This is a genomic window from Bradyrhizobium sp. YR681 (assembly GCF_000282615.1).
Lineage (GTDB): Bacteria > Pseudomonadota > Alphaproteobacteria > Rhizobiales > Xanthobacteraceae > Bradyrhizobium.
This window is the reverse complement of sequence record NZ_AKIY01000077.1, coordinates 1-20354: the sequence shown is the minus strand read 5'-3', so window position 1 is coordinate 20354 and position 20354 is coordinate 1. Positions and strand designations below refer to the sequence as shown.

At 65.6% G+C, this 20354-nt stretch carries 14 protein-coding genes; 11 read left to right on the top strand and 3 right to left on the bottom strand.

The genetic code is table 11. From position 1 onward, the window contains the following. The coding region (locus tag PMI42_RS09320) for a leukotoxin LktA family filamentous adhesin (protein ID WP_008132936.1) at positions 1-6807 on the bottom strand (6807 nt) is incomplete at its 3' end. A 71-nt stretch (positions 6808-6878) separates the two neighbouring features. Continuing rightward, a complete protein-coding gene (locus tag PMI42_RS09315; protein WP_008132934.1) occupies positions 6879-7625 on the bottom strand; it encodes a hypothetical protein in 747 nt (248 codons plus the stop codon). Positions 7626-7917: 292 nt separating this feature from the next. Between PMI42_RS09315 and PMI42_RS09310 the strand changes: the two genes are divergently transcribed. Next, positions 7918-8964, top strand: coding sequence for an ABC transporter substrate-binding protein (locus PMI42_RS09310; RefSeq protein WP_008132932.1), 1047 nt, complete (start codon positions 7918-7920; stop codon positions 8962-8964). Further along, the gene (locus tag PMI42_RS09305) at positions 8961-11651 is read left to right on the top strand and encodes a hybrid sensor histidine kinase/response regulator (protein WP_008132930.1); all 2691 of its coding nucleotides are present in this window, start codon (positions 8961-8963) and stop codon (positions 11649-11651) included. Before PMI42_RS09310 ends, PMI42_RS09305 begins: the two co-directional genes overlap by 4 nt. Here PMI42_RS09305 and PMI42_RS09300 read toward each other — a convergent pair. Continuing rightward, on the bottom strand, positions 11644-12567 hold the full coding sequence (locus PMI42_RS09300) for a LysR family transcriptional regulator (protein ID WP_008132929.1): 924 nt from the start codon (positions 12565-12567) through the stop codon (positions 11644-11646). The two genes, PMI42_RS09305 and PMI42_RS09300, sit on opposite strands and share 8 nt — an antisense overlap. A gap of 129 nt (positions 12568-12696) precedes the next feature. On the opposite strand from PMI42_RS09300, the gene PMI42_RS09295 reads away from it, so the two are divergent. The 9 genes from PMI42_RS09295 to PMI42_RS09255 all read left to right on the top strand — a co-directional run. Beyond that, on the top strand, positions 12697-13632 hold the full coding sequence (locus PMI42_RS09295; protein WP_008132928.1) for a ring-cleaving dioxygenase: 936 nt from the start codon (positions 12697-12699) through the stop codon (positions 13630-13632). Further along, the gene (locus PMI42_RS09290) at positions 13632-14258 is read left to right on the top strand and encodes an alpha/beta hydrolase (RefSeq protein WP_008132927.1); all 627 of its coding nucleotides are present in this window, start codon (positions 13632-13634) and stop codon (positions 14256-14258) included. Before PMI42_RS09295 ends, PMI42_RS09290 begins: the two co-directional genes overlap by 1 nt. Positions 14259-14435: 177 nt before the next feature. Then, positions 14436-15218: an IclR family transcriptional regulator gene (locus PMI42_RS09285; RefSeq protein ID WP_008132925.1), complete on the top strand. Its 783-nt coding sequence runs from the start codon at positions 14436-14438 to the stop codon at positions 15216-15218. Continuing rightward, positions 15215-16090, top strand: a complete 876-nt coding sequence (locus PMI42_RS09280; RefSeq protein ID WP_008132923.1) for an ABC transporter permease — start codon at positions 15215-15217, stop codon at positions 16088-16090. The genes PMI42_RS09285 and PMI42_RS09280 overlap by 4 nt, the downstream gene beginning before the upstream one ends. Positions 16091-16098: 8 nt before the next feature. Then, positions 16099-16953 carry an ABC transporter permease gene (locus tag PMI42_RS09275; RefSeq protein WP_008132921.1) on the top strand — a complete coding sequence of 285 codons (855 nt, stop codon included), beginning with the start codon at positions 16099-16101 and terminating at the stop codon, positions 16951-16953. Between the two features lie 29 nt (positions 16954-16982). Beyond that, positions 16983-18047, top strand: a complete 1065-nt coding sequence (locus PMI42_RS09270; RefSeq protein ID WP_008132920.1) for an extracellular solute-binding protein — start codon at positions 16983-16985, stop codon at positions 18045-18047. Continuing rightward, positions 18044-19129: an ABC transporter ATP-binding protein gene (locus PMI42_RS09265; protein ID WP_008132918.1), complete on the top strand. Its 1086-nt coding sequence runs from the start codon at positions 18044-18046 to the stop codon at positions 19127-19129. The genes PMI42_RS09270 and PMI42_RS09265 overlap by 4 nt, the downstream gene beginning before the upstream one ends. Positions 19130-19131: 2 nt before the next feature. After that, the gene (locus PMI42_RS09260; protein WP_008132917.1) at positions 19132-19818 is read left to right on the top strand and encodes an AroM family protein; all 687 of its coding nucleotides are present in this window, start codon (positions 19132-19134) and stop codon (positions 19816-19818) included. Next, a partial coding sequence (locus tag PMI42_RS09255; RefSeq protein WP_008132915.1) for an S-methyl thiohydantoin desulfurase family protein occupies positions 19815-20354 on the top strand: 540 nt, incomplete at its 3' end. The genes PMI42_RS09260 and PMI42_RS09255, both read left to right, overlap by 4 nt.

Below are 20354 nucleotides of genomic sequence, written 5' to 3'. Positions count from 1 at the left end.
GCCGCCGCCGATGCCGGCGGTGACCGCGTAGGACAGCACCTCCTTGGTGCTGAGCGCGTTGACGTTGACGGCGCCGGACGAATTCAGATTGCTGTTCCAGCTCTCGGCGACGGTCCGGCTCTTGAACACGATGACGTTGGCCGCAGCACCGACGCCGACCCCTGCCCCGCTGGCGCCGACCGCGAGCGCGCCGGCGATCTCCTTGATCGCCACGTCCTCGGTCGCGTTGATCGTCACCGCGCCGGCCGTGCCTCCCGTCACCCCTTGCAGCGTGGTGTCGTAGACGCCGGCGATGGTGGTGTTGTTGGCGACCTCGACGTTGGCCATGCCGGCGATCGCCGCCGTGCCGGTCGAGAGCGCGCCGCCGATGGCATAGGCCTCGAAGCGGTTCTTGGTGTTGGCCTCGACGTCGAGTGCGCCGCTCAGGTTGAGCGCGGTCGTGTGCGGCGCAGTGCCGCCCTCGTAATGGAACTCGTCGCCGACATAGGCCAGTGTCCGATTCGAAGAGACCTGGACCAGGAATGCAGCGCCGATCGCGGCCTGGCTGCCGTAAGCGCCGGAACCGTTCGCGGAGAAAATGCCGGTGTTGTTGCTGGCGTTCACCGCCAGCGACGAAGCCGTCAGCGCGCCGCCGTCGACATAGGCTTCCGTCGTTGCCTGGAAGACGTTGAGCCCGACCGAGCCGGTGTTGAAGCCGATCGCGATCGAGGACGCATCCTGTTCCGCATTGGCCTTCACGGTCACGGCGCCGACCGTCTCGCTCGTCGACTGGACGCCGCCGACCGTGGCATTGGTGATATAGGCGAAGGTCTCGCGCGACATCGTCGTCGAGATGATCGTCGCCCCGCCGCCGCCGCTGCTGCCGTAAGCAATGCCGGAGCCGAAAGCGCCGGAATAGGAGAAGCTCGACGCGGCCACCTCGATCTGCGGCTTGAGCGTCGACGAGGTCAGGCGCGTGTCGATCGCCGCGCTGTCGATATAGGCCCGCGTCGCCCCGCTCATCACGTTGGTGATCGGGTTGATCATGATCGAGATGCCGCTGCTGGCGGCGAGCGAAGCGACGTTGGTCACGACCGCCTGGTGCGAGCTCGCGACCACGGCAAGGCCGCGCACGGTGTCCTGGTTCTCGGTGAGGTCGGGCGTCGTGTCGGTCGGTGCGTGCGCGGTACCGAGATCGAAGGCATGGACGAGCGAGCCGTTGTTGACCGACAGCGTGTCGGTGCTGCTGGTCCCGAGCGCGTCGACCTTGGTATTCGCGCCGCTGATATAGGCCGCTGTGGTTCCCGTGATCTGGTTGGTGACCATCGAGCCGGCGCCGCCGGCCGCGCCCGTCGAGATGGAGAGCGCACCGGCAATCGCGGACACCTTGTCCGAATTGCTGGCGATCACCCCGACATTGTTGGTCGCCATGACATCGGCGCCGTTGATGCTGTTGGTGCTGGCGGCGGTAATGCTGGCGGTGACGTTGGTGCCCATCAGGCTGGTGACGACCGATCCCGCCAGCCCGACCTGCGAGGAGGCAGCGATGCCGACGGCAACGTTGGAAATGGCGGCGTTCGAGCTGGCGCCGACGGCGACGCTGCCCGTCGCGGTCACCTTGGACCCGGTCACGCCGGCGCTCACGTTGTTGGCGATACTGCTGTAGACCAGTGCAAGTCCGCCGGCGCTTCCGCTGGGCGCCCCCGCCGCGAGCGCGGCGCTGCCCTTGATGGTGGAACTGTCGGTCGCCGTGACGGACACGTTCTTGGCGGAGGCGGTCGAATTCGAATTGCTGGACTGGGCGTTGCCGATGGCGGCCGAAACGGTGTTGGAGATCGAGCTGATCGTCGTGCCGGCGATGCCGGCGAACTGCCCGGACGCGCCGGTGAGGCCGATGGTGACCGCCTGGATTTTCGAGGAGTCTGTTGCGCTCACGCTGACTCGGCCGTTTGCCGTTGCCGCCTGCAGCAGCACATTGGCAATGTACGCCGAATGGGTCGTTGCGATGGTGTCGTAGACGATCGCCGCGCCGATATTCTTGTCGCCCGCCTGCAGGATGCCCGCCACGGACACGATGCTGGCGCCGGTCCCGTTGCCGATACCGCCGTTCAGCACGGCCGCGCTGAAGTCGATGCAATTCTCCCGGCCGCTCGATGTGGTGCAGGTGTCAGACGCGAGCTGGTTGCTGTTCGACTTCTTGACGAGATTGTCGAGCGCGGTGTCCAGCGCCGACACCGCGCCGCTGCCGGCCAGCACGGTCACGCCGCCGACGTTGACGTTCACCGTCGCGCCGCTGTTGATATAGGCCGTCGTGGTCGATGTGACCTCGCTGACGACGACGGCACCGGCAAGTCCGCCCTCCGCGGCTGCGCCGCCGGACGCAGCGCCGGCCGCGATCACGCCGGCGCTGTTGGCCAGCACCAGCAGCGTGTCGTAGTTGGAGAGCGAGCTCGTGCGGATATGCGCGTCGGTCGCGTTGCCGCCCGTGGGGTCGCCGATCGACGCGTAAGTCAGCCCGATGCCCGCCCCGACTTTCCCGCCGGCCGCATAGAGCGCGCCGCCGCCGATTGCGATGTTCGTGGTCTGGTAGGCATCGACCTCGACCGCGCGGTTGACGCCGGTGGACTGCCCCGTGATGCTCGAGGTCTCGATGTAGGCATTGGCACTGTCCGTGACGATGCCGACAGACGCCGAGAGCGCCACCGCATTGGACGACAACGAGCCCGCGACCCCGATCGCGACAACGGTCTGCGAGCCCCCGTTCAGCGCCTGCACCGTCACCGAACTCTGATTGTTCATGGTGGTGCTGGAGATATAGGCGCGCGTGGCGTTGTTCGACATCGCCGACGCAATGGCGCCCCCGATGGCAGCGCTGGCCGGCGAGCTGTTTCCGGCGAGGTTGGCTGCAGCGGAGCCGGCGCCGTTGTCGAGGATGGTGTCGTTCAGCGCCTGGACGACCGTGTTGCTCGTCACCGCACTCGCCGTGGTGAATTTGTCGACCTGTCCATTCGAAATGTAGGCGCTGGTGCCGAGCGAAACATCGCTGATTGACGAGCTTCCGGCGAGATCGATGCTGAAGCCGCTCGTGCTCGATCCGGAGGTCGACCCGATCTTGGCAGCCCCCGCTGCGGCGCCGTCAGTGCCGCCGGTCGCGATGGCGCCCGCGGCTCCCGCCTTGGTCGCGAAGCTGGAAACGCCGGGCTCCGAAATGGCAGCCGCAACCGAGGCCGCGGTGATACGCCCCGACGTCGTGGCAGAGATGGCCAGATTGTCCGCATGGACCGATCCGGTGCCGCCGCCGTTGCCGGAGAACGGGTCGTTAGAGCTGAATGGGCCCGGCCGGATGTCGTCGCGATTTTCGCCGATATAGGCTGCGGTATCGGCGTTCGCGCCGAGATAGGCGACTGCCAGGCCGACCGCCGAATTGCCGCCGGCCGACACCGCGCCCGCAACCGACAGCATCGACAGATTTTGCGCGGCGTAGATGTTGATCGTCGGCGCCCATGCGGTCGCGGTCGATCCGATCGAGGCATGCGTGATATTGTCCAGCAGCGCAATCGACGTGATGCCGTTCAGCGCCAGCGCGCCGGCGGCCTTGCCCGAGGTCGGCGCGACACCGAAGAACAGGTCGGTCGTGACCGCGTTGACGGCGATGTTGTCGGTCGACTTGACACTCGCGCCGTCGGCCACGCCGGCAATCGTCTTGCTGTTGAACTTGATGAGGTTCAGCGCGCCGCCCAGCGAACTGCCGCCTGCGGTGTTGCCCGGCAGGATGCCGAGCGTGCCGACATTGCCTGCGGCATTGATCGAGGCCGATGATGCGCTGGCGCTGATCGCCAGGGTCGCGTCGAAAGCCTGGGTATCGCCGCTGTTCAACCCTGCCGACCAGGCCCCCGCGCCGCATGTCGCGATGGTGCAGGTCGCCGTCAGACTGGCGTCGGTCGCAACCCACGCCGTCGTATTGTTGTGGACCGCGAAGTAGTTCACCGATCCCGCGAGACCGACGGTGTCGCCCGCGTCGGAGGTCGCGTTCGCATAGCTGGTCAGGATGTTGCTGCCGATCCCCAGATTGCCGTTGAGGTGGCTCAGCACCTCGCCGAGCCCGGCCCAGCGGGTCCAGGTGTTGGTGATCGGCATGTAGGTATTGGCCGCAATGCCGATCTTCGAGGCATTGATCAGCGTTCCCTCACCGACATAGGCATTCGAATTGTGCGTGAAGTCGCCCCATGCCACCGACGCGCCGATGGCGACGGCCTGGCCGTCGACCGGGCTGGAGGTGATCGCCGACGCGGTCGCGATGCTGCGTACACCGACATCGATCACGTTGCTGACGACGGCGACGTTGCCGGTGGTGTAGATCGAAGGCGCGCCGCCGCCGTTCGCGGTTTGCGCGATCCAAGCGGTCGCGCTCTCGGTATTGTTGGCCAGCGACAGCGCCGCGGAAGCCTTGAGGTTGAGGTTCGCCTGGAACAGCGTGCTGAACTGCTGCGAGAACAGATCCGGCCTCATGGTGCCGACGACCAGGGCGCCTTGCAGACCGGCGATCAGCGCGGGCGTGCCGGTGATGGTCGAGGACGACGTCGCGTTCGACGTGGTATTCGAGGTTGCCTCGACCGTCACCGAGCCGTTCATCCGGTCGGTGCTGGTGCCGAGCGACGCACCGAGATTCGCATTCGCGGACGTGTTGATGTTGCTGATCGCGACGGCACCGCCAACGCTGCCGTTCAGCGCCGGATTGTCCAGCGCAACGGCCGTCGCCGAAGTGACGAAACTGTTGTTGTTCAGCGCACGCAGCGTGAGACTGCCCGCCGATCCGCCCGCCGTGCCGGCGGAGAGGTGAGCACCGGTCTCGACATTCGCCGTGGTCGTCACCGAGGCGGTCGAATAGGCCACCGTCGCCACGAGGATCGCACTCGACGTCATCGATACGGCGGCGACGTTCATCGTCGCATCGTTGGTCGCCTTGATGCTGAGGTTGCCGCCCGCGTTGATGGTCGCATTGTTGGCCACGTTGGCCGATACGTTGCCGGCGATGTTGCCGACGACGACCGCGGCGCCGACCGGCGACAACCCGAGCAACGTGGAGGCAATGACCGGATCCTCGGCGCGCTCCGATCCGTGGGCATGGATCGTCACGTCGCCGCTGCCGGAGATGTTGGCGTGGCCGTTGATGTTCACGGCCGCGGTTGCGGTTGCCGCGACATAGCCACCGTTGAGGCCGAGGATCAGGCCAGGAACGGACTCGCCGACCAACGCGAAAGTCGACGCGAGCGAGTTGGTGAAGCTGGCCGTCGCCGTCGATGTCGCGCCGATGCTGATCGTGCCGCCGGTGATCGTACCGTCGATCGTGATGCCCGTGGTCGCGTAGGCGTGGCCCGACATCAGGGTCTGGCTCGCCGTGGCCGCCAACGTGACATTCCCGTCCGTGTAGGTCGTACCGCCCGTATTGATCGCCTGGGCCAGGATCTTCGCACCGTTGACGATGCTGATGGTCGGGGCGTCGATCTCGACATTGATGGCGTTGCCGACGGAATGTGTCCTGGTGGCCGAATCCAGATTGCGCGCATCGATGACCGCATGCGCAGCCAGCGTGACCGAATTGTCGGCCTGGACCAGATAGGTGGCACCGGCGCTCAGCGCCGCGATGGCGTTGGCGACCGAGGTGTTCGACAGCGTCACGCCGGTGTCGCCCTGGCTCGCGTCACCGATGACCACATCGGTCGGGTCGATCAGGAGCGTGCCGGCCCGGCCGGCGGGTGCACTGAGGTTGATGCTGACGCCGCTGCCCACGTCGATGACGCCGTTTCCGCTCAGCTCGACCAGGCCCGCATTGCCCGTTTTCGAGCTGGCATTGAACTTCGCGCCGCTCTTGACGGCTACGTCATTGGCAGCCTTGACGAGGACGCCACCGGCATCTCCCGTCCTGCTCGCCGTGCTCAGCCTCGCGTTCTTGCCGATCTCGACATCGTTGCCGGCCACGACGGTGATGTTGCTCGGCGTCGACGTCTTGCTGCGCGCGGTCAGGCGTCCGTTGACCCTGGCATTGTTGACCGCACCGATATGGATCGAGCCGTTGCTGACGGTGATCGAGCTGGCGCTGCGCAGGCCCCTGGAATTGACGGAGGCTGCGAACTTCGCGGCGTGATCGAGATTGGCGATGTCGCGCTGGCTGGCGCCGCCGACAAACACGTTCTGCCCGGTCAGGCGCACGCCATCGATGGCGTTGACGCGGCCATAGATGCGGATGTTGCCGTCCGGCGAGACCGGGAACGAGCCGGCCATCAAATTGCCGACGGCCGACTGGTTGATCTGCCCGTTCGCGCCGATCAGGCTGTCGGTGAACTCGCGCGTCGGCGTCGACACGTTGAGGCTGCCGACATTCACCGTGCCGGAACGGCCGACCACGAAGCCCTTGGGATCGGCGAAATAGACGTTACCGCCGATCGCACCGTTCATGTAGGAGTTCAACGTGCCGTTGACGTAGACTGGGGCGTCGCGAACGATGTTGACGAGGTTTTGCGTGCCCGTCGGCAGTTGCAGATTGACGGTGTTGCCCTGCCCAACGCTGAACTGCGAGAACGAGTTGAAGGCGTTGTTGCCTGATATCGTCGAGGTCGTGACGTTGGTGACGCTGCCTGACGTCTGGAGGCTGGTGCCGGTGCGCCCGTCGGGAACGATGACGTTTGCCGTCTGCGCCTGAACGCGGACGCTGTACACCGGCAGGAAGACCATCTGCATCGCGCAGAGCAGCGACATCGAACGGAAGCGTGCCAGCCCTCGCAAGGTCGTCAGCTCGTCATTGTCTCGCGTCGCAGATGGTCCGCGCATTTCAGATCCTCGTCATCGGCATTGGCGCCGATCCACAACCGGGTGGGAGAATGTCGTTGAAGCGTCCGGCATCAGAACTGGCCGGGCGGCAGCTTGAAGATGTCGGGGCTCTTGGCGTCGGCCACGTAGAACAGCAGCAGGCTGGTGGGCGTCAGCACACGCTGGTTGTTCTCCTTGTTCTCGAAGGTGCCCTGGAGCAGCAGGATCACCGAACGATCCTTGGCATCGCTGCCGCGGAACATCACGATGCCGCCGGCAACAGGCATGTTGACCGCGATGGAGTCCGGCTTGAAGCCCTCGCCCATGAAATGGGCGCGCAGGATGTTGGCGTTGGAGAACAGCTTCTCCGGCGTCATCGCCGTGTCGGTCCCTTTCGACCAGACCGCGCCGACCTGGATCAGCGACTTCGACTTGTAGCCGAACACATAGGACAGCTCGGCTGTGCCGCCGTTGGGAAGCAGCTCCGGCGCCTGGAGCAGCAGGCTGCGCGTCAGTTCGGAGGCATTTTCCTGGATCTTGATGGCGTCGGGCTTGGCATTGAAGTCCTTCGTCATCGCCACGCGCACGTCGGCTTCGCTCATGCCGAACTTGGCGGAGCGGAAACCATCGATCGCCTTGGTCGTCTTGTCGTCAGCGCTCGGCGCTTCGCTGGCGGCGGCCGCTGGCGCCGCGGCTGCCGGAGAAGCACCGGTCGCAGCGGCAGCCTTCGGAGCTTGCGCGGCTTTCTGCTTCGGAACGACGCCCTGAGCCACCAACGGACCCGCAGCAACGGAGGAGAGGAGGCCGACGAGGGCCGGAAGGAGATAGATTCTGCGCATGGCAAACCTTCGAAACAACCTGAAACAACGACTCAAAAATCGACAGTCACGAAATCGGCTTCTCCGAACCCTCGTCGCGACCGGGACGGGAAATGTTGCAGCGCCACAAGGCGTTACAAAACATCACGGAGCAGACAAGGCTCGAAACAGCGACTCCTCAGCGGCGTAGGAATACGGTATCGGGCTGCCCATGGCTGCGAATGAACATTCACAAGCGTATTTTTTCATCAATTGTGGTCGCTAGCCTTTCGCGATATGCACATTGTCAGGGACAACTTTTGCGAAACATTTCATGACTGAGCGGTCCGCTCCTGCCCGCGTTGAGCCGGCGGTCGCCCGTCGCGATTTCCTTCGCCTTGCGGGCACAACTGCTGCGAGCTTCCTCGCGCTCGGCGCAACGCCGGATCGCATGCGGATCGTCGCCTCGCTGACCAGCCTCTCGCTCGACGATGAGCTGACCAGAAGAAACATATCCGAGGGCAACGTGACCTCTCGCCTCGGTGGGCTCATCGCAGGCTTGAAGCAGCGAGGCTGGGTCGAAGGCGTCAACTACCGCTTTGAGCTTCGTTCGACATTCGGCGGGCCGGACAAGATGAAGACCGCGGTGCAGGAGCTCATCGAGCTCAAGCCGGACGTCATCCTGACCGGCTCTACGGTCGAAACCGCAGCCGTGCTGGCGTTGACCAAAACGATTCCGATCGTCTTCGCAACCTCCAACGATCCCGTCGGTAACGGCTTCGTCGAGAGCCTCGCGCATCCGGGCGGCAACGTCACGGGTTTCACCAGCAGCACCGCCGAGATGGGCGGCAAATGGCTTCAGCTCATCAAGGAGGCCGTTCCGGACATCGCGCGCGTCGGCGTGCTGTACAATCCAGCGACCACGCCTCGCAACGGCCGCTTCTTCCTCGACTCCGTCGAGCAGGAGGCCGCGGCGGCCGGCATCGGCGTGGTCCTCGCTCCCGTCAGCGCACCAGCGGAGATCGACGGGGCGATCGGCCGCTTTTCGGAGCCGCCGAGGGCCGCGATGATCTCACTCGTCGACAGCTTCCTGGTGGTGAACCGGCAGGCGATCGTCGCGGCGGCAGCAAAATATCGCGTCCCGATGATCTACCCGTTCCATTACTTCATGGATGCGGGCGGGCTGATGAGCTACGGGCCGACGCTCGAAGTGCGCTCGGCCGACTATGTCGATCTCATCCTGCGCGGCACCAAGGCCGGCGATCTGCCGGTGCAATCGCCGCGGAAATACGAGCTCCTGATCAACCGCACTGTCGCCCGCTCGCTCGGGTTGACTATTCCCTTCACGCTGCTCGCGCGCGCCGACGAGATCCGCGAGTGAACGAGACGACAGACCAGGGATATCTGCCGACGCCTCCCGGCCGGCTGTTCCGAAAATATCTCTACTCGATCGTTGCGCTCGCCTTTGCCGCGCTCGCCATCAACACCGGCTTCGATGTCTGGTTCTCCTATCGCGAGCAGAAGCAGTTGCTCGCGGCGACCCAGCGCGAGCAGGCCGCGAGCGCGGCGATCCAGATCGGCCAGTTCATCGGCCAGATCGAGAACCAGATCAGGTGGCTCGCGCGCCTGCCCCCGGAGCTGTCGACCAACGAAGACGACCGTCTCAACGCCATCCGCCTCCTGCGCCTCTCGCCCGCGATCGCGGAGATCACCGAGCTCGACGCGCAGGGCCGCGAGCAGGTGCGCGTGTCGCGCCGCGTCGCCGACAGGGTCGGCAGCAAGGCCGATCTCTCCACCTTGCCTTCCTTCCGCGGCGCGAATGAAAGCCGCGCCTATTACGGCCCCGTCTACTTCTTCGGCGACACCGAGCCGTTCATGACGCTCGCCACGCGGGGGACCGGCCCCGCGCCCAACGTGATCGTCGCCGAAGTCAATCTGCGCTTCATCTGGGACCTCGTCGCCGGGATCAGGGTCGGCAACACCGGCAAGGCCTATGTGGTCGACCGCATGGGCGTGTTGATCGCACATCCCGATCTGTGGCCAGCGCTGCGCCGCTCCGATCTCTCCGGCCATGCCGACGTACGCGCCGCACTCGATGGAGTAGGCCCTCCCTCGGGCGGCCTCGTCAAGGAAGACCTATCGGGTCAGCGCGTGCTATCGACCTATGCGACGGTGCCCTCGCTCGGCTGGCTGGTGTTCGTCGAGCTGCCGCTCACTGAAGCCTATGCACCGATCTATGCGTCGATTGGGCGCTCGACGTTCCTGCTGGTCATCCTGCTCGTCATCGCGATTCTGGTGTCCCTCTTCCTCAGCAGGCGCATGACCGTGCCGATCCAGATATTGACGCAAGGCGCGCGGCGGATCGGCAGCGGCGATCTCGGTTTGCGGCTCGCGATCAAGACCGGCGACGAGCTGGAGGCACTCGGCGACCAGTTCAACCGGATGGCTGCGCATTTGCGCGATTCCTACGCGACGCTCGAACGTAAGGTGGTCGAACGGACCTCCGAACTCGAGAAGGCCCGCGACCATGCCCTCGCCGAGCATGACGCCGCCGAGCGCGCGCGCAGCGCTGCGGTGCTGGCCAACGAAACCAAGTCGCGCTTCCTCGCCGTCGTCAGCCACGAGCTGCGCACGCCGCTGAACGGCGTCATGGGTGTGCTGCAATTGCTCGACGACGGCAGCCTCGGCGAAACGCAGCGCCGTCACCTCGCGACCGCGGCAGCGTCGGGCGAAACGCTGATCGCGCTGGTCGACGCCATCCTGGAATATGCCCGCCTGGAGGCCAGCACAGAGACGCTGGAGACGCGCGACTTCCGCCTCGACCAGTTGGTCGAGACCGCCGCCGATCTGATGCGCCCGCAGGCCTTTGGCAAAGGCCTGACCTTCGACCTTGCCTGCGATACGACGGTCAACATATCGGTGCATGGCGATCCTGTTCGCCTCAACCGCATCCTGCTCAATCTGATCGGCAATGCGATCAAGTTCACCCCGCGTGGCGGGATTGATTTGAAGGCATCCGCCGAGCGGCGCGACGATCATGTCCTTCTTCACATAACCGTTCGTGATACCGGCATAGGCATCGCGCCCGACATGCACGAGCGCATCTTCGAGGATTTCGTCCAGGCCGACGACAGCATCGCGCGGCGGTTCGGCGGCACCGGCCTCGGCCTTGCGATCGCGCGGCGCCTCACCCGCCTCATGCGCGGCGAATTGACTGTGGAGAGCACCCCGGGCGCGGGCAGCACGTTCACGCTTCAAGTGCCGCTCGGCCGCGCCGCGAGCGGCATCGCGCAAGGTGCACTTCCGCCGCCGTCGCGTCAGCTCCGCGTGCTGCTGGTCGATGACGATCCGGTCAATCGCGAGGTCGGCGAAGCCATCCTGAACCGGCTCGGCCATCGCCCCACCCTTGCAGGAAACGGCGCCTCAGCTGTCGCGCTCGCCCGCGATCAGGCGTTCGACATCATCCTGATGGACCTGCACATGCCCGACATGGACGGCGTCGAGGCGACATCGCGGATCGGCAAGCTCGATCTGCCGAAGATGCCGCGCATCATCGCCGTGACCGCCGACGTGTCCACCAGCGCGCGCGAGCGGCTTGCCGGCGCCGGCATTGCCAAGATCGTCAGCAAACCGATCCTGATCAATGCGCTGCGCGAGGCGATCGAGGACACCCCGGACGAACCGGCCGCAGTGCAGCTTGTCGCGGGTGCGCTGATCGACCGGCATTTCCTCGATGATCAACGGGAGCTGCTCGGCCCTGCGCAAATCGCAAAGCTCCATCATTTGCTGCAGCAGACCAGCGACAGGCTGGTCGAGGACATCGCCGAGGCAGCAGCAATTGGCGATCAGGTGCAGTTGGCACGGCTCACGCATCAGCTCGGCAGCGCCGCCGGCGCGCTCGGCCTCGTCAACCTGTTCGAGCGCTGCCGTGAAGTGGAGCTCGCGGCCCCCTCGATGTCCCCGCCCGAATGCCAGAACGCCGCACGCGAACTCGCCGCGCTTCAGAAGGCCTCGATGAGCGCGCTGGAGGAATTACTCGCACCTGTCGAGCAGCGCTCAGTTAGCTAGCCGCGGTGGATTTTCGCGCGACAGCCTCGTCCTCCCGCCCGAATCGCTCCACCAGAAAATCAATGAACAGCCGCACCTTCACCGACAAATGCCGCGTCGGCGGATACACCGCATAGAGCGCGAGCGGCGGCGCCGAATAGTCATCCAGCACCGTGCGTAGCTCGCCCTTCCGCAAGGCATCGGCGGCGATGAACTCCGGCAGCAGCGCGAGCCCCCTGCCCTTGATCGCGACGTCGCGCAACACCTCGGCATTGTTGACGCAGAGCGACCAGGCCGGCTGGATCCAGTGATCGCCGTCGGCGCCGGTGAGCTTCCACTGATTGCCGGTGAGCAGGAAGCCGTAGGTCAGCGACGCATGCTCGCGCAGATCCTGTGGATGTTTCGGTGTGCCGTGGCGCGCAAGGTAATCCGGCGATGCGCAGATCATGCGCTCCACGGGCATGATTTTTCGCGCGATCAGGCTGGAGGATTCCAGCTCCGCGATCCGCAAGGTCACGTCAAAGCCGTCCTGGACGGGATCGAGCAGGTCGTCGCTGAGCACGATCTGGAGCTGAAGCTCACCATAGAGCGCCATGAAATCGGCGAGCACCGGACCCAGCCGCATGGTGCCGAACGACATCGGCGCATTGACGCGCAGCAGGCCGCGCGGCGCCGACTGGGCCTGCACCACGGCCTGGTCGGCGGCCTCGATCTCGGAGAGGATCACGACCGCGCGCTCGAAATAGCGCTGGCCGTTCTCGGTCGGGCTGGCGTGACGGGTGGTCCGGTTCAGCAGCTGGACGCCGAGGCTCTCCTCGAGGTCGGCGATGTATTTGCTGATCGCCGAGCGCGACAGCCGCAGCTGCCGGCCGGCTTCGGCAAAGCTGCCGCTTTCGACCACCTTCACGAAGGCCCGGAGGCTGGCCACCTTATCCAAGGGCCGGCCCGCCCAATTGTTTCCAAATCGTAGACATAGACGTCATATTTGCATGGATTGTCTCCAATCCAAAGCGGAACGATATTTCCGGCCAGAGCAAGACCGCTCCCCGAGCTTTGGAGGACGACAATGTCTGGACTGCACCATGTCACCGCGATCGCCGGCGACCCCATCCGCAATTTCGGCTTTTACACCCGGGATCTCGGCCTGCGCTTCGTCAAGAAGACGGTCAATTTCGACGATCCCGGCACCTATCACTTCTATTACGGCGACGAGACCGGCCGCCCCGGTACCATCCTGACCTTCTTCCCCTGGGCTGGCGCGCCGTCCGGCCGCCGCGGCGTCGGCGAGACCCATCAGACCGCCTTCCGCGTACCTCAGCGCTCGCTTGGCTACTGGACGCAGCGCTTCACCGAGAAGGGCATCGCGTATGAAGCCCTCGAAAAGCGCTTTGGCGAATCCGTGCTGCCGTTCACCGATCCCGACGGCATGGCACTGGCCCTGGTCGGCATTCCCGGTGCCGAGAACGAACCGGGCTGGAGCAATGGCGACGTGCCGGCCGAGCACGCGATCCGCGGCTTCCATGGCGTCACCTTGCTGCTCGACAGCGCCGCGAAGACCGCTGCCGTCCTGACCGACGTGTTCGGCTTCAAGGAAACGGGCCGCGAAGGTTCTGTGATCCGCTTCAAGGCACCGGGCGATGTCGAAGGCAGCGTCGTCGATATCTACGAGGCCAAGGGCTTTTTGCGGGGACATCAGGGCGGCGGCTCTGTCCACCACATCGCCTTCCGCGCGGCTGACGATGCCGAGCAGGGCCGGATGGCGCAAAAGCTCGTGAGCAATCACGGCCTGCACCCGACCGAGCAGCGGGACCGCAACTACTTCCGCTCGATCTACTTCCGCGAGCCAGGCGGCGTGCTGTTCGAGATCGCGACCGACATCCCCGGCTTCGCCGTCGACGAGCCCGTCGCAACGCTGGGACGTGACCTGAAGCTGCCCAGCTTCCTCGAACAGCACCGCAAGCAGATCGAGGGCGTGCTGCCGAGCCTGGAGGAGAGCGTGTGATGACCGAGAGTGCATTCATCCATCGTTACGAGCCCGCGACCAGCGCGGGCTCTCCCCCACTCCTGCTCCTGCACGGCACCGGCGGCGACGAGAACGATCTGCTCGGGCTTGGCAAGATGATCTCGCCAGGCTCCGCCCTGCTCTCGCCGCGCGGCCGCGTGCTCGAGCACGGCATGCCGCGCTTCTTCCGCCGCTTGGCTGAAGGCGTGTTCGACGAGACGGACGTGCGCCGGCGCGCGCTCGAGCTCGGCGACTTCGTCACGGACGCGCGGAAGCGTTACGGCATCGTCGCACCGGTCGCGGTCGGCTTCTCCAACGGCGCCAACATCGCAGCCGCGCTGTTGCTGCTGAAGCCGGACGTGCTTGCAGGCGCGATCCTGCTGCGCGCCATGGTGCCGCTGTCGGATCCGCCGACTGCGGAGCTTCACGGCAAACCGGTGCTGCTGCTGTTCGGACAGGCTGATCCGATCGTTCCTGCGAGCAATGCGGCACGACTGGCGGCGCTGCTGTCGCAAGCAGGAGCCAGCGTGACTCAGAAGGCCCTGCCGGCGGGCCATCAATTGTCGCAGGCCGATGTGACGCTCGCCCGCGACTGGATCGGCAACGTCGCCGCCGAAGCGGCCTGATCACAAGACGCGGCGCACCGACTCGCCGGTGCGCCGCGTTTACATCCCAAGCGACCTTCCGCCGCAGCTGCGCAATCGGGCACCACCCTGCCGGAAATTTCCGCTTGCCCGTTTTTATGCCAGGCTTAGAATTTGGGACGAGGTTCCGAAATTTGGAACTCTCTTGGACCGGCCTGCATGAGTGCTCTCACCAACGCGATCGAGATTCTCCGCTGCTTCTCCAGCGCGCGGCCGGATCTGTCGTTCGCGGACGTGATGGCGCTGACCGGCAAGCCGAAGAGCTCGACCTCGCGGCTGCTGCGATCCTTGCGCGACTGCGGGCTGCTCGAGCAGGACCCGCACACCCGCCGCTACCGGCCGGGCCTGCTCACCTTCGAGCTCGGCCGGCTGCACCGCGCTCACGATGATCTCATCAGCATGGCCGAGCGCGAGCTGCGCGAGGTCTGCGCCCGCACCGGGCACACCGGATACATCGCCGTGCTCGACGGCTACGAGCAGGTCGTGCTCCGGATCGTGCCGGGCTCGAATCCCCTGCGCGTCGTCAACCCGCCCGGCCAGCGCACGCCGGCACTCGCCACCTCGAACGGCCGCGCCATGCTGGCGCGCCTCTCCGACGAGGACATCCGCGCGCGTGTGCCCGCGACCTATCCCAAACTGCCACGCAACTCGCCGCAGAACTTCAAGCAGCTGATGGCACGCATGGATGAGATCCGCCGCACCGGAGTGTCCGAAGCCGCCGATGAATCCATCGAAGGCGTCGGCTCGCAAGGCTTTGCGCTGAAGAGCGGCGAGACCGGCGAGATGATCGGGATCGCGGTGTCCTATTCGGTGCAGGCGACCACCGCCGCCGAGCGCGCCAATGTCCGCCGCGAGCTCGCGGCCATGGCTGCGAAGCTGCGGCGCATGACCGGCGATCCGCTCGAGCAGGATGCCGCACGCGTAAAGACGGGGACACGATGAGCAGCACCGCCGCCCAACGTCCCAACGGCCTTGCGCTCTTCATCCTGCCGAGCGCGCTGCTGTTCGCGCTGTTCTTCTTCCTGCCGATCGGGTTGATGGCGACCATGAGCGTGCTCACCGGCAATCCGGTGGTGATGCCGAAGGTCGCCTTCACCACACGGCACTACGCCCGCATGATCGACGATCCCTTCTATCTCGAGGTGATCTGGACCACCATCCGGATCGGGCTCGTGACCACGCTGGTCGCACTTGCGATCGGCTATCCGCTGGCGCACTGGATGGCGCGCATCAAGAGCCGCACCGGGCACGCACTGCTGCTGATGGCGGTGCTGGCGCCGATGCTCACCGGCATCGTGGTGCGCACCTTCGCCTGGATGACGCTGCTGTCCGACAAGGGCGTGGTCAATCAGACCCTGATGTCGCTCGGCCTCATCGCCCAGCCGCTGAAGCTGATGTACACCGAAACAGGCATCGTGGTCGGCCTGGTCCACATCTACGTGCCCTTCATGGTGCTGACGCTGACCGGCGTGATCGGCCGCATCGACGAGCGGCTGGAGCAGGCCGCGGAAAATCTCGGCGCAAGCCCGTTGCGCGCCTTCATCGAGGTGACGCTGCCGCTCAGCCTGCCTGGCATCCTTGCCGGTTCGCTGCTCGTCTTCGCGCTGGCGATCAGCGCCTATGTCACGCCGATCCTGCTCGGCGGCTTTCAGATCATGACGCTGCCGATTCTGATCTACCAGCAGATTTCGGCGAACTTCAACGTCGGCTTCGCCGCTGCGATCGGCATCGTGCTGCTCGTGATCTCGCTCTTGCTCGTCATCGCCTATAACCGCGCGCTCGGCCTCGTCTCCGGCCAGCGCGAGTTGCAGTGAGGCCGGTGATGAGCACCTCCACATCACTCGCGGCAGCCGAGCGAGCAACGCCCGTGCGTACGGCCACCGTCCCTCGCCATTACGGCCGTTACCTCTATCTCGCGATCAACATCGCCATCCTGATCTTCCTGTTGGCGCCGATCGCGATCGTCGTCGTGTTCGCCCTGAATCCGACGCCGTTCATCCAGTTTCCGCCGGTCGGCGTATCCTTGCGCTGGTTCGAAAAGTTCTTCGCCTCGCGCGATTTCATGCATGCGCTCTGGTTCAGCCTCGAAGTCGCTGTGCTGACCACCTTGTCCGCAACACTCCTCGGCGCCTCCGCCGCGCTGGCGCTCGCACGCGGCAATCTGCCGGGCACGCGGCTGATCGTGGCGACCATGCTCTCGCCGCTGATGCTGCCGGCGATCCTTACCGGCCTTGCGCTGTTCCAGACCTATGTGCTGCTCGATGTCGGCCGTCCCACTTGGGGCCTCGTCGCCGGCCACACGCTGGTGACGCTGCCTTATGTGGTGCGCACCACGCTCGCCGTGCTGCACAACTTCGACACGCGCCTGGAGGAGGCCGCGCAAAATCTCGGCGCAAGTCCGCTGCGCACCTTCTTCGAGGTGACGCTGCCGCTGATCAAGCCGGGCGTGCTGGCAGGCGCGATCTTCGCCTTCATCGTCTCGTTCGACCAGTTTCCGGTGTCGCTGTTCCTGGTCTCACCGGGCAACGAGACGCTGCCGGTCACGCTGTTCAACTATCTCAAATTCGATCTGGACGGCACCATCGGCGCGGCTTCCGTGGTCTCGATCCTGCTGGCCTTCGTCGTCGTCATCGGGCTCGACCGCACGGTCGGCCTGCGCTCCTACGTCAAATTGTAACCGCTCATTGCATCCGAAGGAATCGACACATGATGAAAGCTCTGGGATCGTCACGGTTCAGCCGCCGCCGCTTTCTGACCGCAAGCGCCTCGCTCGGCATCGGCACCATCGCCGCTCCTTACGTCGCGCGCGCCGACGATCCGACGCTGCGCATCACCGGCTGGGGTGGCAAGTGGGGCGAGATCATGAAGGCCGAGATCGGCCCCGCCTTCGAGAGCGAGTTCAAGTGCAAGCTCCAGATCGATTCGGCCTTCCCCTATCTGCCGAAGCTCCAGGCGAGCTCGCGCTCGGCGCCGATCTATGACGTCATGCACACCAATTCCAACGAGCAGTGGGCTGCCGCTGAAATGGGCCTGGTCGAGCCGAAGATCGATCCCAAGCTGGTGCCGAACCTCGCCGACGTCTATCCCTATGCCATCAGCGACAAGATCGTCGGCGTCTCGATCTTCACCAGCGCCATCGGCCTCGGCATGCGCACCGACAAGGGCTACGGCAGCATCACCTCCTGGAAAGAGCTGTGGGACGCGAAATACAACGGCGTCCGCGGCGGCTATGTCATCCCGGTCAACAGCCTCGGCCAGGCCTTCCTGATGATGTGCGGCACACTGTTCGGCAAGGGCCAGCTCGATCTCGACGCCGCCTACACGGCGCTGGAGAAGCTGAAGCCGATCAAGATCGTCGATTTCACCGGCGCGATGGAGAAGATGCTGCTGTCCGGCGAAGTCGGGCTCTGCGTCATCCACGATTCCGGCATCTACCGCTATGACGGCCAGAACCAGCCGACCGATTTCGTCTCCCCGAGCGAAGGCGTGCTGTCGCTGGAGCAGGTCCTCACCATCACGCCCGGCAGCAAGATGAAGGAGCTCGCCAACGCCTATGTGAACTACATGCTCCGTCCCGAGGTGCAGAAGCGGCTGGCGGAGACCGTGTGGTACTCCCCGGCCAACAAGAAAGTGAAGCTCGACGCCAAGTACGATGCCAAGCTGCTGACCACGCCGGAGAAGGTCTCGAAGCTGATCCAGGTCGACTGGAAGTGGTACAACGAGCGCAAGGACGAGATCGACCAGCGCGTCAACCGGATCTTCCGTGCATGAGCGCATCGATCGAAATCGCCGGCGTCAGCAAGATCTATGACGGCGGCGTACGCGCGGTGGACGCGGTCGCCATGGACATCAGGCAGGGCGAGTTCTTCTCCCTGCTCGGCCCGTCCGGCTGCGGCAAGACCACGACGCTGCGCATGATCGCCGGCTTCGAGACGCCGAGCGCCGGCGCAATCCGCGTCGACGGCGCCGACATCACCCACGTCCCCGCGCACAAGCGCGACATGGGCATGGTGTTCCAGAACTACGCGCTGTTCCCGCATCGCACCGTCGCCGAGAACGTCGCCTTCGGCCTGCGCATGCGCGGGCTGGACAAGGCGACCATTGCGGCCAAGGTGAAGGCGGCGCTGGCCATGGTCGAGCTCTCCGGCCTGGAAGACCGCCGCCCCGCCCAGCTCTCCGGCGGCCAGCAGCAGCGCGTCGCGCTTGCGCGCGCCATCGTGATCGCCCCGCGCGTCCTGCTCTGCGACGAACCGTTAGGGGCGCTCGACAAGAAGCTGCGGCAACAGATGCAGTTCGAGCTGAAGCAGCTCCAGAAAAAGCTTGGCCTGACCCTCGTCTTCGTCACCCACGACCAGGAAGAGGCGCTGGCGATGTCCGACCGCATCGCCGTGATGAATGGCGGCCGCGTCGAGCAGGTCGGCACGCCGACCGAGATCTACAACCAGCCGACGACGCGCTTCGTCGCCGACTTCATCGGCGACACCAACATCTTTCGCGGCGAGCGGACGACGACGGGCACTGGTGCCTCGGCGCTCGACGTCGGCAAGGGCTTGATCCTGGCGTTACCGCCCACCGATGCGCAAGGCACCGGCGTTCTCTCGGTGGCGCTGCGCCCGGAGAAGATTCGCCTTTCGCCGCGCGGCGACGCCGCCATCGCAGCCGGTAGCTCCGCCCACGGCATCGTCGAGAACACCAACTTCCTCGGGGGCGCCGTGCTCTACCGAATCGAGCTCGCGAGCGGCCATCGCGTCCTCGTGCAGCAACCCAATGCAGGCACGAGCCGCCTGTTCGTTCCCGGCAACGGTGTCACGCTCGACTGGACGCCGGCCGATCTCGTCGCCCTGAAGGACTAGACATGAACATGCCATTGAAGCACCAGCGCATCGGGGTGGTCGTGATCGGCCAGAGCCCGCGCCCCACAGTCGCCGCCGAGATCGCCACCGTGCTCTCGCCCGGCATCGAGATCGAGCTGCGCGGCGCGCTCGACGGCATGAGCCGCGCCGAGATCGACGCCATCCCGCCGATGGACGGCTACGACACGCTGTTCACGCTGCTGCCTGATGGCGACGGCGTCACCATCAGCAAGAAGGAAGTCGAGCGGCGCGCCAGCCAGCAGATCACCCGTTTCAAGCACGAGGGCGTCGGCGTGACGTTGATGGCCTGCACCGGCAAATTCCCCAATCTCGCGGCCGAAGGCCTCGTCATCCTGCCCTCGGCCATTCTGCACAACCTCGTCGAGGCCGTGCTGCCGAACGGCCGGCTCGGCGTGTTCTCGCCGCTTCCCGAGCAGACCGCGCTGATCGACAAGAAATGGCAGCGCGACGGCGTCGACGTCGTCGGCATCACGCTGCGTCCCGGCTCGGACGATGCCGCAGTCGACGAAGCCGCACGCACGATGGCGGACCTCGAACCCGACCTCGTGGTGATGGACTGCATCAGCTACACCAGCGCCAACAAGGCGCGCGTGCGCACGGCCTATCCTGGCCCCGTGATCCTCGGCATTGCCGCCGCGGCGCGTATCGTCGAGGAGCTGGTCTCGTGAGCAAGGCGGAATTGAAGACGATCAGCCTCGAGGAAATCGAGGCACTCGCGGTCGGCGCCTGGATCCTCGGCACCGGCGGCGGCGGCAGCCCCTATCTCGGCCTGCTCAACCTGCGCCGGCTCTATGCCGAAGGCACCCGCGTGCAATTGATGTCGCCGCTCGACCTCGACGACGAGGATTGGGTCGCCGTGGTCTCCAACATGGGCGCGCCGCTGGTCGGACAGGAGCGCCTCGCCGACAGCCGCAACATCGCGCGCGCCGTGCGGATGCAGGAAGAGATCAACAACATCAAGTTCCGCGCGGTGATGTCGGTCGAGATCGGCGGCGGCAACGGCGTGCAGGCGCTGATGGCAGCCGCGCATCTCGGCATCCCCGTGGTGGACGCCGACTGCATGGGCCGCGCCTTCCCCGAGGCGCAGATGACATCGGTCGCGATCGGCGATCTGCGCCCCTATCCCTGCACCCTCTACGACCCTCGCGGGATCGAGGCTGTCGTGACGAAGGTGCCGAGCTGGAAGTGGATGGGGCGGGCGAGC